13 protein-coding genes are annotated in these 13,939 nt (G+C 59.1%); 11 read left to right on the top strand and 2 right to left on the bottom strand.

What is annotated here, in order from left to right; genetic code table 11:
- Window positions 1-86 precede the first annotated feature (86 nt).
- Window positions 87-2,651 carry a peptidoglycan glycosyltransferase/peptidoglycan DD-transpeptidase MrcA gene (gene mrcA, locus ACEQFP_RS12980; RefSeq protein ID WP_047059015.1) on the bottom strand — a complete coding sequence of 855 codons (2,565 nt, stop codon included), beginning with the start codon at window positions 2,649-2,651 and terminating at the stop codon, window positions 87-89.
- Window positions 2,652-2,769: 118 nt separating this feature from the next.
- On the opposite strand from mrcA, the gene ACEQFP_RS12975 reads away from it, so the two are divergent.
- The 11 genes from ACEQFP_RS12975 to trpS all read left to right on the top strand — a co-directional run bounded on the left by ACEQFP_RS12975 (window position 2,770) and on the right by trpS (window position 12,475).
- Window positions 2,770-3,597: a hypothetical protein gene (locus ACEQFP_RS12975; RefSeq protein ID WP_005290477.1), complete on the top strand. Its 828-nt coding sequence runs from the start codon at window positions 2,770-2,772 to the stop codon at window positions 3,595-3,597.
- Window positions 3,585-4,100 carry a PilN domain-containing protein gene (locus tag ACEQFP_RS12970; RefSeq protein WP_005297475.1) on the top strand — a complete coding sequence of 172 codons (516 nt, stop codon included), beginning with the start codon at window positions 3,585-3,587 and terminating at the stop codon, window positions 4,098-4,100. The genes ACEQFP_RS12975 and ACEQFP_RS12970 overlap by 13 nt, the downstream gene beginning before the upstream one ends.
- Window positions 4,093-4,563 carry a mammalian cell entry protein gene (locus ACEQFP_RS12965; RefSeq protein WP_370547155.1) on the top strand — a complete coding sequence of 157 codons (471 nt, stop codon included), beginning with the start codon at window positions 4,093-4,095 and terminating at the stop codon, window positions 4,561-4,563. The genes ACEQFP_RS12970 and ACEQFP_RS12965 overlap by 8 nt, the downstream gene beginning before the upstream one ends.
- A gap of 307 nt (window positions 4,564-4,870) precedes the next feature.
- Entirely contained in the window at window positions 4,871-6,073 is a 1,203-nt protein-coding gene (locus ACEQFP_RS12960; protein WP_005290471.1) for a secretin N-terminal domain-containing protein, read from the top strand.
- Between the two features lie 324 nt (window positions 6,074-6,397).
- Entirely contained in the window at window positions 6,398-6,916 is a 519-nt protein-coding gene (gene aroK / locus ACEQFP_RS12955) for a shikimate kinase AroK (RefSeq protein ID WP_005290467.1), read from the top strand.
- A 40-nt stretch (window positions 6,917-6,956) separates the two neighbouring features.
- The gene (gene aroB, locus ACEQFP_RS12950; protein ID WP_370547156.1) at window positions 6,957-8,042 is read left to right on the top strand and encodes a 3-dehydroquinate synthase; all 1,086 of its coding nucleotides are present in this window, start codon (window positions 6,957-6,959) and stop codon (window positions 8,040-8,042) included.
- A gap of 60 nt (window positions 8,043-8,102) precedes the next feature.
- A complete protein-coding gene (locus ACEQFP_RS12945) occupies window positions 8,103-9,140 on the top strand; it encodes an SPOR domain-containing protein (RefSeq protein ID WP_005290462.1) in 1,038 nt (345 codons plus the stop codon).
- A 91-nt stretch (window positions 9,141-9,231) separates the two neighbouring features.
- Window positions 9,232-10,050 carry an adenine-specific DNA-methyltransferase gene (dam, locus tag ACEQFP_RS12940; RefSeq protein WP_005290461.1) on the top strand — a complete coding sequence of 273 codons (819 nt, stop codon included), beginning with the start codon at window positions 9,232-9,234 and terminating at the stop codon, window positions 10,048-10,050.
- Window positions 10,051-10,089: 39 nt separating this feature from the next.
- On the top strand, window positions 10,090-10,767 hold the full coding sequence (gene rpe, locus ACEQFP_RS12935; RefSeq protein ID WP_005290459.1) for a ribulose-phosphate 3-epimerase: 678 nt from the start codon (window positions 10,090-10,092) through the stop codon (window positions 10,765-10,767).
- Window positions 10,760-11,446 (top strand): phosphoglycolate phosphatase, encoded by a 687-nt coding sequence (locus ACEQFP_RS12930; RefSeq protein ID WP_005290457.1) that lies wholly within the window; start codon window positions 10,760-10,762, stop codon window positions 11,444-11,446. Before rpe ends, ACEQFP_RS12930 begins: the two co-directional genes overlap by 8 nt.
- A 24-nt stretch (window positions 11,447-11,470) precedes the next feature.
- A complete protein-coding gene (trpS, locus tag ACEQFP_RS12925) occupies window positions 11,471-12,475 on the top strand; it encodes a tryptophan--tRNA ligase (RefSeq protein ID WP_005290454.1) in 1,005 nt (334 codons plus the stop codon).
- Window positions 12,476-12,527: 52 nt separating this feature from the next.
- Here the strand turns inward: trpS and cysG are convergent, their stop codons facing one another.
- Window positions 12,528-13,925, bottom strand: coding sequence for a siroheme synthase CysG (gene cysG, locus ACEQFP_RS12920; protein ID WP_047059020.1), 1,398 nt, complete (start codon window positions 13,923-13,925; stop codon window positions 12,528-12,530).
- Between the last annotated feature and the right edge of the window lie 14 nt (window positions 13,926-13,939).

Raw genomic sequence — 13,939 nt, 5'->3', positions numbered from 1 at the left:
CGGTGAGAATGTCCCCCGGTGTGAGCCCATCTGGCACATAAAATAAAAAAGGAGCCGTGAGGCTCCTTTGTGTTTTCTGGGCGGCGTCAGAATAGCTCCTGACTCTGCCCTTCGTTATTGATGATGACCGTGCCTGCATCCGGCGTCGCGTAGTCGGTCGGCTGAGTTCCCTCGATAAAGTACTCGCTACGGCTGTTGCCGCTGCCGGTCGCTAACTTCCCGGTCGCGCGGTCGATCACCACGCTGACGATACCCGGCGGCGGGATCAATGGTTGCTCAGGGATCCCGGTCAGCGCCGACTTCATGAAGGCATCCCAGGCTGGCTGGGCACTCTTTGCCCCACCTTCACCGCCGGAGATCTGATCCTTGATAGCACCGGAGAGGGTGGTACGACCCAGATCACGCCGGTGATCGTCGAAGCCGATCCAGACGCTGGTGACGATGCCCGGTCCATAGCCGGAGAACCACGCATCCTTCGAGCTGTTGGTGGTTCCGGTCTTGCCGCCGATGTCATGACGTTTCAGATCGCGCATTGCACGCCAGCCAGTCCCCATCCAGCCAGGTTCGCCCCAGATATTGCTGCTCAGGGCATCGTGCATCAGGAAGGCCAGCGGGGTGCTGATGACATGCGGTGCATAGCGCTGATCGCTATCTTGGCTGACCTGACCGGGGGTAACCTGCTCGAGTTCCGGCATCGGCACATCGCCGTTGACGTTTGGCGTCGTGGAGACGGCGACATTTTCCACGTTGTCATCGCTCAGCACAGCTGATTTGGGGGTCGAGCCATAGATTACCGGCAGGTTGCAGCTGTCGCACACCACCTTAGGATGCGCCTCGTAGATGATCTGATCGTTACCATCGACGATGCGGGTGATGAAGTAAGGATCGACCAGATAGCCGCCATTGGCGAAGACGGCGTAGCCGCGTACCAACTGCAACGGCGTAAAGTTGGCGGAACCTAATGCCAGTGACTCCGTCTTGACGATGTTCTGGGCCGGGAAGCCGAAGCGTAGCAGGTAGTCGGCGGCGTAATCCACGCCCATCGCTCGCATGGCGCGCACCATCACGACGTTTTTCGACTCACCTAAACCTTGGCGCAAGCGAATCGGGCCCGCGTAAGTGGGCGGAGAGTTTTTCGGCCGCCAATCGGTACCGGCACCGGCATCCCAGCGAGAGATCGGTAGATCGTTGAGGATGGTCGCCAGCGTCAGCCCCTTATCCATCGCCGCCGTATACAGGAATGGCTTGATGTTCGAGCCGACCTGGCGGACGGATTGCGTCACGCGGTTGAACTTGCTCTGATCGAAGTCAAAGCCGCCAACCAAGGCCTTGATGGCGCCATCTTGTGGATTGATGGAGACCAGGGCGGAGTTGACATCCGGTACTTGCGACAGCCACCACTGCTGGTCACTGTCTTGGCGTACCCAGATCTGTTGCCCACCCTGGAGGACATCGCTCACCTTGCGCGGCGTGGCACCCTGGAGGCGATCGGTGCGGTAGGGTCGAGCCCAGCGCACGGTTGCTAGCGGTAACACGACGGTATTGCCGTTGGCCAACATGACGTTCGCGCTGTCGGCGCTAGCCGACATCACGACGGCGGGCTGAAGTGGGCCATAGGTCGGTAGGCTACGTAGCGTATCGCTGATGCGTTGTGTACTCCAGGCGGGTTGGCCGACTTTCCACAGCACGTTGGACGGACCACGGTAACCATGGCGCATATCGTAGTTGAGCACGTTATCGCGCAATGCCGTCTGAGCGGCGACCTGTAGGTGTTTGGTAATGGTGGTGTAGACCTTAAACCCGTCGGTATAGGCATTCTCGCCATACTTATCCACCATCTGCTGGCGAACCATCTCGGCGAGGTAAGGGGCGGAGAAGTCGATCTCCGGCCCATGATAACGGGAGACTAAGGGCTCACTGCGCGCCTGATCGTACTGGGCCTGTGTGATGTAGTGTTCGTCCAGCATGCGACCGAGTACTACATTACGCCGGGCGACCGCGCGCTCATGGGAGTAGAGCGGGTTAAAGGTCGACGGCGCCTTGGGCAGGCCGGCGATCATCGCCATTTCGCTCAGGGTGAGTTGGTCGACCGACTTGCCGAAGTAGACTTGTGCCGCCGCACCGACGCCATAGGCGCGATACCCCAAGTAAATCTTGTTGAGATACAGCTCTAGGATCTCGTCCTTAGTCAGCAATTGCTCGATGCGGATGGCGAGGAAGGCCTCCTTGATCTTACGCATCAGCGTCCGCTCAGGGCTGAGGAAGAAGTTTCTGGCCAGCTGCTGAGTGATGGTACTCGCCCCTTGTGAGGCGTGCCCAGTGAATAAGGCGACGGAGGCTGCACGAAAGATACCGATGGGATCGACGCCATGGTGCTCGAAGAAACGACTATCTTCGGTGGCGATAAAACCCTTGACCATCAACGGTGGGATCTGGGTGAGCGGCAGCGGAATACGGCGTTTTTCGCCATATTGAGCGATGAGGTAGCCGTCGGCGCTATAGACCTGCATCGGTGTCTGTAGGCGTACGTCTTTTAACGTCGCCACATCCGGGAGCTGGGGTTCGACGTATTTGTACAGGCCAAATACCGTAGCGACCCCCAACAGGATGCAACAGAGCACGAAAATGATTAAATACTTTACGAACTTCACCTGAAATTTCCCATTACATGTCAGTTGGGCAGTTTATAAACAAACGGGCAGTAGTATAAAGGCTAGCAGAGATGCTGGATACGTTCTTTTAGTAAGTTGATGATAAGCGGGAGGCAACATGGAATGTGGCCGTTGGTTACTGGGCATCGATATTCAACCGCATCAGCTCATTGCCGTCGCGCTGGTCCGGCGGCGCGATGGCGACCAATTACGCGGTTGGTGGCACTTTCCGCTGCGGGGGGAGGCTACGCCTACGCGATTCCCCGCCGATCTCCCGCAGGCCTTATCGGCATTGCGTGCGCGCCTGCCGCGCCGTCTGTCGGTGCGAACGGCGTTTCCCGTCGAGCAGGCTATCTGCCATACGCTGCCGGGGACTCCCCCGGCGTTAACCCCCCTACAGCAACAAACGTGGTTGCGGGCTCAGAGTGAGCGTCGGTTGATGTTGCCAGCGAGCGAATTGGCGTGTGATTTTACGCGCGTAGCCGATTCGACGGGGTCATGGCAGGTCTGTGCTATCCGTCGCACGCAGCGCGACGCCTGGTGTGCGCTCTTTGCTCAGGCGGGACTCGTGTTACGGCGTTTAACCTTGTTGCCTTGTGCCTTGCGTACCTTAGCGCGTTTGGTCGGTGAGGCGCCAACGGTGCCGTTGATCCACGGCGATGGCCAGCGCTTTTGCTGGATCGCACCCTGGGGTCAGCCGTTGCAGTATGGCTGCATTCCGTGTGAGGCGGGGCTGGCGGCAGCTAGCGCCGCTTGGGAGGCGGCGGCGCCGTCGGGCGAGGAATCTCCCCCGCCCTTACTGTGTGGTCACGGATGTGGCCAGACCGGCTGGGATCCCTTTTCGTTATTACGCCATCGCTCGGCGCCGTTACCGCGTGAACCGGCGCAGTGTTGTGTCGCGCTGGGGCTCGCGTTGATGGCGGAGACACCGCAATGGACGATATAAATCTCTTGCCCTGGCGTGAGTGTTTACGGCGACATCGTCAGCGTACCTTAGTCGCGATGTTGTCCGTGTGGTTGCTGTGTCAGGTAGGGTTAGGCTGGGGCTACGGACAACTGCGGGGGGGATTACGCGCGCCGTTACTCGCGCATCTGGCACAGCAGGCGCGGCAAGCCGCATGGCTTGAGGCGCGGGTCCGGCAGCATACGCTAGCGTTGGCGGCACTCCCCAAGTGGTCGACGTCGGCCACACAATCCGTCTCGCCTTTAGCGCTGCTGGTGCCACAGCTGCGCAAGGTTGCCGCCGTGATCCCGGCGAATGTTTGGTTGACCGGCTTGAACTATGACGCGCCCTATTGGTTATTAATGGGGAAGGGGGTGGGACGGGAGGCCGTGGCGGCGTTTGTCCGGCAGATGGCACAGTGGCAATGGCTAGCATTAAGCCATAACGACGAAGGGGACTGGCGTTTTACGCTACGTCTTTGCGCGGCGGAGGAGTGCCATGAGTGATCTCTGGCTCGCATTATGCCGCGCATTCTATACCTTACCGGCGCGGCAGTTGTGGGGGCGGGTGTTGCTATGTATCGGGCTGCTGTCATCGATATGGCTGCTGGTGGCGGGCGTAGGGCTGGCATGGGAACGGTATACCTTGCGTCGTCACCTGGTACAGGGGGCAGAGCGGCTGGCCGTGTTGCGAGTTCACGCTCTGGCTGTCGAGGCGCAATACGGGCTAGCTGAGGCACTTGCTGCTTCATCCCAGGGACGCCAGACGCAGTGTGCTTCGCTCGCGCAGGTCGCCTTATCGTGGCAAACACAAGCGGATGGCCGCCGCCAGATCACCGGGGAGATGGAGTTTACCGACTTGCTTTCGTTATTGGATCGCCTCGCGGCTTGCGGCCTGGCTGTTACCTCGCTGACGGTAACGCCACAGCCTCAAGGCGTGCGGGTACAGTGGGTTGAGGCACGGGAATGAGGTGGGCGTGGGGCTTGATTATCGGGCTGTTGCCCTGCCTGGCCATTGCCGCGCGCGATCCGTTTGCGGCACCTCGCCGCATGCCGAGCGCGAGAGTGACGGCGAGCGCGGCTGGCTTGGTCGCCGATGCGCGTTGTTTCACGTTGTGGCAGCGCGATGCGCAGGGGCATTGGCACCCGTCCGCCACTGGTTCCTCTCCGCGTACCGATACTGCCGCCAGCACGGGACAGCGGTTCGATTTTCCTCGGTTAGCACGCCCTCTCTTCCCTTGCCCATCGCACGCGGCGTCCTCTTTCGGCGGCGTACGATGAGATGGCGACTCCTCGTCCTATTGCTGCTGGCCTGTTCGGCTCGAGCGCGAGAGACCCCCTTGACGGTTTGGTTCGATCACGCCCCGCTGCGCACGGTGCTTCAAGCGGTGGCGGAGTTTGCCGGCCTGAATTTGATCCTGAGCGATGAACTGAACATCGCGGCGACGGTGCATATTGTGCAGACACCTTGGCCGCAGCTACTGGATGCCCTGGCCGAAATGTACGATCTCAGTGTAGTGACGCGCGATGGCATTCTGTTGGTACAGAGCCGGGAGCGAGCGCAGCGTCGGGCACCGCCCGCCGCCCGTCCGGCGGCGCACCTGCGTAGCCAACGGCTGGTGTTGCATCACGCCGATGCGTTAACGGTGGAGAAGAGCCTGCGCCAGCGGCGCGATCTGTTGGGTGTCGGAGGCAGTGTGGTGGCGGATGTGCGCACTAACGCGTTGTTATTACGTACGGAGACGACGCGTCTGGCTAGCGTGGCGGAGTGGGTTACCCAGTTAGACGTCCCGCTACCCCAGATACAGCTGGCGGCACATATCGTCTCGATGAGTCAGGAGGGGCTGCGCGAATTAGGCATTCGTTGGCGTAACGGTACGGCCAGCGAGGGTGAACACGAGGTTAGACGTCGGGAGGATGAGGCCTATTTTAGTGCCGGTATCCAGGTGGCGCATATCGGTGGTCAGGCATTGGCGATGACGTTGGCGGCCTTGGAGCGGCAAGATAAGGTGGCGATCATCGCCAGTCCGCAGTTGATGGCCGCCCACGGCCAGATGGCGAGCATCAAGCAGGGCAGCGAACTCCCCTACGCCGTCTCCAACGGCGAGCGCGGCGTCAGCACCATGGAGTTTAAGGAAGCCGTGTTGGGTATGTCGGTGACGCCACGCGTGCTCGCCGATGAGCGCATCGAGTTGGCTTTGCAGATTACGCAGAACATGCCAGGGCGCCTGGTGCGGCAAGGCGATAGCGAAGCATTGGCTATCGACAAACAGGAGATTTCGACTCAGGTTACGCTGCCTAACGGCGATACGGCCGTATTGGGCGGTATCTTTCAATATCAGCGCCAGGATGGGTACGAGGGCTTTCCCTGGCTCGCCAGCATTCCTCTCTTGGGTCATCTATTGCGCCGCGATAGCCAACGTAGCGAGCGGCGCGAACTGGTCATTTTTATCACACCGACACTGCTGCCAGCGCCCTGATAAGGGGCGATCCGACGCCATTTTTAAGCACTTGGAAAAAAATTTTTATCACATGAATGGTTTCCGCGTTTGACGCTGGCTGGGATTTGGCATACAAGGTTAGCGGTTTGCGCCTTGTTCCGTCCCACGTCTCTCATCGCCTCCAACCGGGTGCGCATGCCGGAGCGCACGGAAATTTATTCGGTTGCCAAACGGCCTTGAGTGTTGAGATAATTTTTCATCTGATCTCGCACTATCTTCATGAGGTTTCAGTTTAGGTCCCGTCGCTAATTTGATTGGCGGGGCGGGTTATCATTAACGTATTGTCTTAGTAGTACCGAAAACATGGCAGAGAAACGCAATATCTTTCTGGTTGGGCCTATGGGTGCCGGCAAAAGTACTATTGGCCGTCAGTTAGCGCAGCAGCTGAACATGGAATTTTTCGACTCCGATCAGGAGATCGAACGTCGTACCGGCGCCGATGTAAGCTGGGTCTTTGATGTTGAAGGCGAAGAGGGCTTTCGCGATCGTGAAGAGAAAGTCATCAATGAACTGACGGAAAAACAAGGCATCGTGCTGGCGACCGGAGGTGGCTCGGTCAAATCTCGCGAGACCCGTAACCGCTTGTCTGCCCGAGGCGTGGTCGTTTACTTAGAAACCACCATCGAAAAGCAGTTGGCGCGTACGCAGCGTGATAAGAAACGCCCGCTGTTGCAGGTCGATACGCCGCGCGAAGTGCTGGAGCAACTGGCGCAAGAACGCAATCCGCTGTATGAAGAGATTGCCGATGTCACCATCCGTACGGATGAACAGAGCGCTAAAGTGGTCGCCAACCAGATTATCCACCTGTTGGAAAATAACTAAACGGTTGGCTAAAGGTTAGTGCGGTAACGGGGGACAGGTTGTGGAAAGGATCACCGTCACGCTCGGGGAGCGTAGCTACCCGATCAGCATCGCCAGCGGGTTGTTTGCTCAGGAAGCCGCCTTCTGGCCGCTCTGTTCCGGTGAGCAGGCCATGTTGGTTACCAATGAGACCCTCGCAGAGTTGTATCTGGAGTCGGTTCAGCGGACGTTGGCACGAGCAGGCGTCCGCGTCGAATGCGTGATCCTGCCGGATGGCGAGCAGTATAAATCGCTGGCGGTGTTGGATCAGGTATTCAGCGCCTTACTGACCAGTAATCACGGGCGTGACACGACGCTGGTGGCGTTGGGGGGCGGTGTGATCGGTGACCTCACGGGGTTTGCTGCCGCCTGTTACCAACGCGGAGTGCGTTTCATCCAGGTGCCGACGACGTTGTTGGCGCAGGTTGACTCCTCCGTCGGCGGTAAGACGGCCGTCAACCACCCGCTGGGTAAGAACATGATCGGTGCGTTTTATCAGCCGGCCAGCGTGGTGATTGATATCGACTGTCTGCAAACCTTGCCACCCCGCGAGCTTTCTGCCGGTCTGGCAGAGGTGATTAAGTACGGCGTGATTATGGATGGTGACTTCTTTATCTGGCTTGGGAGTCAGATGGAGGCGTTGCGGCGTTTAGAGCCCGCCGCGATCACCTACTGCATCCGTCGTTGCTGTGAGCTGAAAGCCCAGGTCGTGGCAGAGGATGAGCACGAGCAGGGTAATCGGGCGCTATTGAATTTGGGTCATACCTTTGGTCATGCCATCGAAGCCGGTATGGGCTATGGTAACTGGCTACATGGTGAAGCGGTTGCGGCCGGGACGATGATGGCGGCACATCTTGCTTGCCGTCTGGGTTACCTGCCTGCCGCACAGGTTGAGCGCATCGCGGCGTTACTACGGCGTGCTGGCTTACCGACTCAAGGCCCCGCCGATATGGCGCCGGAGGCCTATCTACCGCATATGTTACGCGATAAAAAGGTATTGGGCGGGCACTTACGCTTGGTACTGCCGACGGCGATTGGCCAGGCTGGGGTGTATGCTGGGGTCAGTCATGACGCGGTATTGGCTGCGATAGCGGACTGCCAGGCCTGAATAGCGATTTGCGAGTCTCCGGCGTTTGTTCGCCGGCTTTGCCCCTAAGTGGAGGGTGAGATGGATCAAGAAGAGTTTAAAGCAGACGATGAGTTAAAACCGGACGCCAGCGATCGTCGTCCGCCGCGCGCGCGTAATCGCCGTCCGGCGTCGCCGCGTCTGGCGGTATCGCGCCAACATTTGATGATTGGTGCTGGGGTCTTAGTCTTATTGGTGGTGATCGTCGCTATCGGTTCAGCGTTGAAGTCTCCTTCCAAAGGAAGCGTTGCACCAGCGGGCGCGACGAGCGGTGCCAGGGAGATTAACCTTGCCAACACCTCTTCCCCGACCAATGCCGCGGCCTCCGGTAGTAATCTGACCGACATGCAGGATGGCAGTGGCGTGAGCAACTCGGCACAGCCGGGTCAGCCACAGCCGATCTCCATGCCACCCGTCTCCTCGACACCGACACAGTCCGCGCCGGCGATGCCCGCGAATGGGCAGCAGCGCATCGATTTGGCCGGTAACTCCATCTCTGATGCTCTGACGCAGCAGCAGGGGGCATTGGATTCGTTAGCGCAGGTCGATACCTTGCCGACGGGGCCGGCAACCCTGGCCAGCGGCGCAGCGCGTCAACCCAAGGCGGTAGAGAATGGCTTGCGTCCGTTGCCGAGCAAGACGACTCCGCGCCGCGAGGAGAAGGCACCGTCCCGCCATAACGAAAAACGACCGCTACGGACGCCAGAGGCGAGCGCGCCGAAGCAGACGGCACATCTGCCGGTGGTCGGCAGTAACGGTAAGCAAGCCGCCCATTTACCGACGGCGGCGGGCAGTAGCGCCGGTAGTTCGCTGAAGAGCGCGCCAGCTAGCCATTACACCCTGCAACTGAGCGGCGCCTCTCAGCCGAATACGCTGAATGCGTTCGCTCGTCGCCAAAATCTGAGCCACTACTGGGTCTATGAGACCTCCCGTAATGGTAAGCCTTGGTATGTGTTGGTCAGCGGTAGCTATGCGACGCCAGCAGAGGCACGGCGGGCGGTTGCCTCCCTGCCGGCCGAGGTACAGGCGATGAAACCTTGGGCTCGCCCGTTGAGCCAGGTGCAAAAGGACGCAAAGTAAGCGGCCATCAATGAAACGCGCGCGATGTGCTGTCCGAGAAAAGGTACGCCCCGGCGAATTGAACGAGTAGATATAACAGACTGGCGACGGCATGAAGAAGAAGCGCGCATTTTTGAAATGGGCCGGCGGAAAATATCCTTTGATTGAAGAGATCCGTCGGCATCTGCCGGCGGGCGAAAGGTTGGTAGAGCCTTTCGTTGGCGCCGGTTCCGTGTTCTTAAACACGGATTATGATGAGTACCTATTGGCGGATATCAACGCCGATCTGGTCGGTCTGTACAACATTGTGAAGGATGAGACGGATCGTTTCATCGGTGATGCCCGTCAGTTGTTCTGCCCCGAGCTGAATGTGGCGGAAGAGTACTATCGCATTCGTACGGCCTTTAACGCGAGTGATGACCGCTATCAGCGGGCATTGTACTTTCTGTATTTGAATCGGCACTGCTACAACGGCCTGTGTCGTTATAACGCCAAAGGGGAGTTTAACGTCCCCTTCGGTCGCTATAAGAAACCCTATTTCCCGCAGGAGGAGCTGGAGTTCTTTGCCCGTAAGGCCGAGCGCGCCATCTTCGTCTGCGAACATTACCAGCAGACGATGCTGCGGGCACAGACGGGAGCGGTAGTGTATTGCGATCCGCCGTATGCTCCCCTGTCGGCCACCGCTAATTTTACCGCCTACCATGCCAATAGTTTCGGCATCGCCGAACAGATGCGTCTGGCCGAGTTGGCTACTGAGTTGGCCGCGCGCCAGATACCGGTCTTGATCTCCAACCATGAGACACCGTTGACGCGTGAGTGGTATGCGCAGGCCGCTGAGTTGCATGTGGTAACGGTCCGGCGCACGATCAGCCGTAAGAGTGACGGTCGCAGCAAAGTGAATGAATTGTTGGCGCTGTACGGCAAGCGTTAAGCGTTGTCGTCCGCCTGTCCCTGAGCCCAGGAGAAACGGATGAACCCATATTTAATCGCCCCGTCGATTTTGTCCGCAGACTTTGCCCGGCTGGGTGAAGACACTGCGAAGGTGTTGGCTGCCGGTGCCGATGTGGTGCACTTCGATGTCATGGATAATCACTATGTCCCGAATCTGACCATCGGCCCGATGGTTTGTAAGGCGCTGCGTGATTACGGCATCAGCGCCCCGATCGATGTCCATCTGATGGTGAAGCCGGTTGATCGCATCATTCCCGATTTTGCCGAGGCGGGAGCTAGCATTATTACCTTCCATCCGGAAGCCTCCGAACATATCGACCGGACCTTGCAATTGATCCGTAGCTGCGGCTGTAAGGCTGGCCTGGTGCTCAATCCGGCGACACCGTTGAGCTGCCTGGATTATGTGATGGATCGCCTGGATACCATCCTGCTGATGTCGGTCAACCCGGGTTTCGGCGGTCAGTCTTTCATTCCCGCGACGCTGGATAAGCTGCGTCAGGTTCGTGAGCGTATCGATGCCAGTGGCCTGGATATCCGCCTCGAGGTCGACGGTGGTGTGAAGGTCGATAACATCGGCGCCATCGCGGCGGCGGGGGCCGACATGTTTGTCGCCGGTTCGGCGATCTTCAGTCAGCCGGATTATGCCCAGGTGATCGCAGCCATGCGTCAAGAAATCGCGCAGGCCTGTCATGAATAAGGGTGTTGCGATTCAGGCATTGGCCTTTGATTTAGATGGTACGTTGGTGGATAGCGCCCCGGGGTTAGCGGCGGCCACCGATGCGGCGCTGGTGGAGTTGGGTTATCCCGCTCCGGGCGTCGAGCGTGTGAAGTTGTGGTTGGGTAACGGGGCCGATGTGTTGATGCAGCGCGCCCTGAGCTGGGCCGGTGCGCCGCAAGACGCCGCGTTATGCCAGCGCGCGCGAGCCGCATTCGACGCGCATTACGCCGAGAGTGCGCATCAGGGATGCCAGTTATTTCCCGGTGTCCGTGAAACGTTGGGCGTGTTGGCGGCCAAGGGATTCCCTCTGGCGGTGATCACCAATAAGCCTTCGCCCTTCGTGCGTCCGATGTTGGAGCGTCTGGGGATCGATCGTTTCTTCAGTCAGGTGATCGGTGGCGACGACGTCATTAAGCGTAAGCCTCACCCCGCCCCGCTCTATTTGGTCTTGGCTCAGTGGGGGGTTAAAGCGAGCGAGATGCTGTTCGTCGGCGACTCACGCAACGATATCCAGGCCGGTCAGGCGGCCGGTTGTCCTACCGTTGGTTTGACCTACGGTTATAACTATGGCGAATCTATCGCCACCAGTGAGCCTTGCCGCGTACTGGATGATTTTTCTGGACTGCTGCCTCTGGTGGGGCTAGCACCGCTGAACTGAATTGATAAGGACAGGAATGTGACCATGAGTAAGCCCATCGTCTTCAGCGGCGCACAGCCGTCTGGTGAACTCACCATCGGTAACTATATGGGCGCACTGCGTCAATGGGTGCAGATGCAGGATGAGTATGACTGCATTTATTGCATCGTCGATCAGCATGCCATTACCGTGCGTCAGGATGCGGATAAGCTGCGCAGCGCGACGCTGGATACGCTGGCGCTCTACCTGGCCTGTGGTATCGATCCGCAGAAGAGCACCATCTTCGTGCAGTCCCATGTGCCGGAGCACGCCCAACTGGGCTGGGTACTCAACTGCTATACCTATTTCGGCGAGTTGAGCCGTATGACGCAGTTTAAGGATAAGTCGGCGCGCTATGCAGAGAATATTAATGCTGGCCTGTTCGATTATCCGGTGCTGATGGCGGCGGATATCCTGCTGTATCAGACCAACCAGGTACCGGTTGGGGAAGATCAGAAGCAGCATCTGGAGCTGAGCCGTGATGTGGCGGCGCGTTTTAATGCGCTGTATGGCGACATCTTCAAGATCCCTGAGCCGTTTATTCCCAAGTCCGGCGCTCGTGTCATGTCGCTGTTGGAGCCGACCAAAAAGATGTCTAAGTCGGATGACAACCGTAACAACGTCATCGGCTTGCTGGAAGATCCCAAGGCGGTAACCAAGAAGATCAAGCGCGCGGTGACCGACTCCGATGAGCCGCCAGTCGTACGTTACGACGTGGTCAATAAGGCTGGGGTGTCGAATCTGCTGGATATTCTCTCTGGAGTGACCGGTAAGAGTATTGCCGAGCTGGAGGCCGAGTTTGACGGTAAAATGTATGGCCATCTGAAGGGGGCGGTAGCCGAGGCCGTCTCTGGCATGCTCGCCGAGTTGCAGGAGCGTTACCATCGCTTCCGTAACGATGAAGCCTACTTACAGGAAGTGATGCGTGAGGGTGCCGCGAAGGCGCGCGCGCGCGCCGCGCAGACCCTGAGTCAGGTCTATCAGGCTATCGGGTTCGTTGCTCAGCCATAAGCGGGCAAGGTTAATCACAGAAGGGGAGCCAGCGGCTCCCCTTTTTTTATCCCTAGTGCGAGGCGGGCGTGGCATCGTCGCTGCTGTGGAACCAGTTTAACTGTGGACGCAGTGAGACGACATCACCGACGATGATCAGCGTGGGGCTGACGGCTTGGGTCGCCAGCGCCGCTAACTGGGCCAAGGTACCGCTGATCACGCGTTGTTGCACCGTGGTGCCATTCTCGACCAAGGCGACCGGGGTATCGGCCGGCATGCCATGCTGTTGCAGCTGTTGCTGGATGGTCGCCGCTTGACTTAATCCCATGTAAAACACCAACGTTTGTCCGGCGGCAGCCAGGCAAGACCAGTCCAGCGCTCCCTCTTGACGGGTATGGCCGGTAACCAGACGGACGCTCTGGGCATGGTCGCGATGGGTCAACGGTATGCCGCTGTAGGCGGAGCAACCCGAGGCGGCAGTGATGCCAGGCACCACCGAGAAGGCGATACCGGCACCGGCTAAAGCCTCCAGCTCCTCGCCGCCGCGGCCGAAGATAAAGGGATCACCCCCTTTCAGACGAACCACGCGTTTGCCTTGCTGCGCCTGTTCCAGCAGTAGGCTATTGATCGCCTCTTGAGGGACGCAGTGGTGGCCAGCTTGCTTGCCGACGAAGAGACGTGTGGCATCGCGCCGGACCAACGCCATGATCTCAGGCGAGACTAAACGATCGTAGATCACTACATCGGCCTGCTGGATCTGCTGTAACCCCTTCAGGGTCAACAAACCCGCATCACCCGGCCCGGCGCCGACCAACACGACCTCACCCTGAACGGCCGGATTGCTACTGAATAGGGCATCCAGTTGCTGGGTAACCTGCGGCGTGTCACCGTTCGCCAGGGATTGCGCCAGACGATCGTGAGCGAACAGTTTTTCCCAGAAACGGCGTCGCTGGGGGAGGGTGGCGAAGTGTGATTTGACGCGTTGACGGAGGCTACCCGCCAGGCGTGCCAGCTGACCGAGGTGCTGCGGCAATAGTGCCTCAAGCTTTTCACGTAGCAGGCGGGCCAATACCGGAGCGCTGCCGCCGGAGGAGACCGCCACCATCAGCGGGGAACGATCGATGATCGATGGCATGATAAAACCGGACTGGGCGGGGGCATCCACCACGTTACAGAAGAGGTGGCGTGCCTCACACTGGGCGAGTACCTGTTGATTGACGTGCGGGTCGTCGGTGGCGGCGATCGCCAGCCATTGTGCCGTTAACAGCGAGGGATCGAAGTCGCCGGGTACCAGCGTCAGGCGCCCCGCTTGCTGCCAGGCCTCGAATTGCGGTGTAAAGCGTTCGGCATTGACGGTCAGGACAGCACCCGCCTCCAGTAAGAGGCGGGCCTTACGCTCGGCGACCTCGCCACCGCCGACTAATAGGCAGGGCTTAGCCGCGAGTTGGCAAAATATCGGAAAGTAATCCATCGGAACTCCTCGGG

It is taken from the genome of Edwardsiella sp. A.80236, from assembly GCF_044540725.1.
Taxonomy (GTDB): domain Bacteria; phylum Pseudomonadota; class Gammaproteobacteria; order Enterobacterales; family Enterobacteriaceae; genus Edwardsiella; species Edwardsiella tarda.
This window is presented reverse-complemented; position numbering and strand designations above follow the sequence as displayed.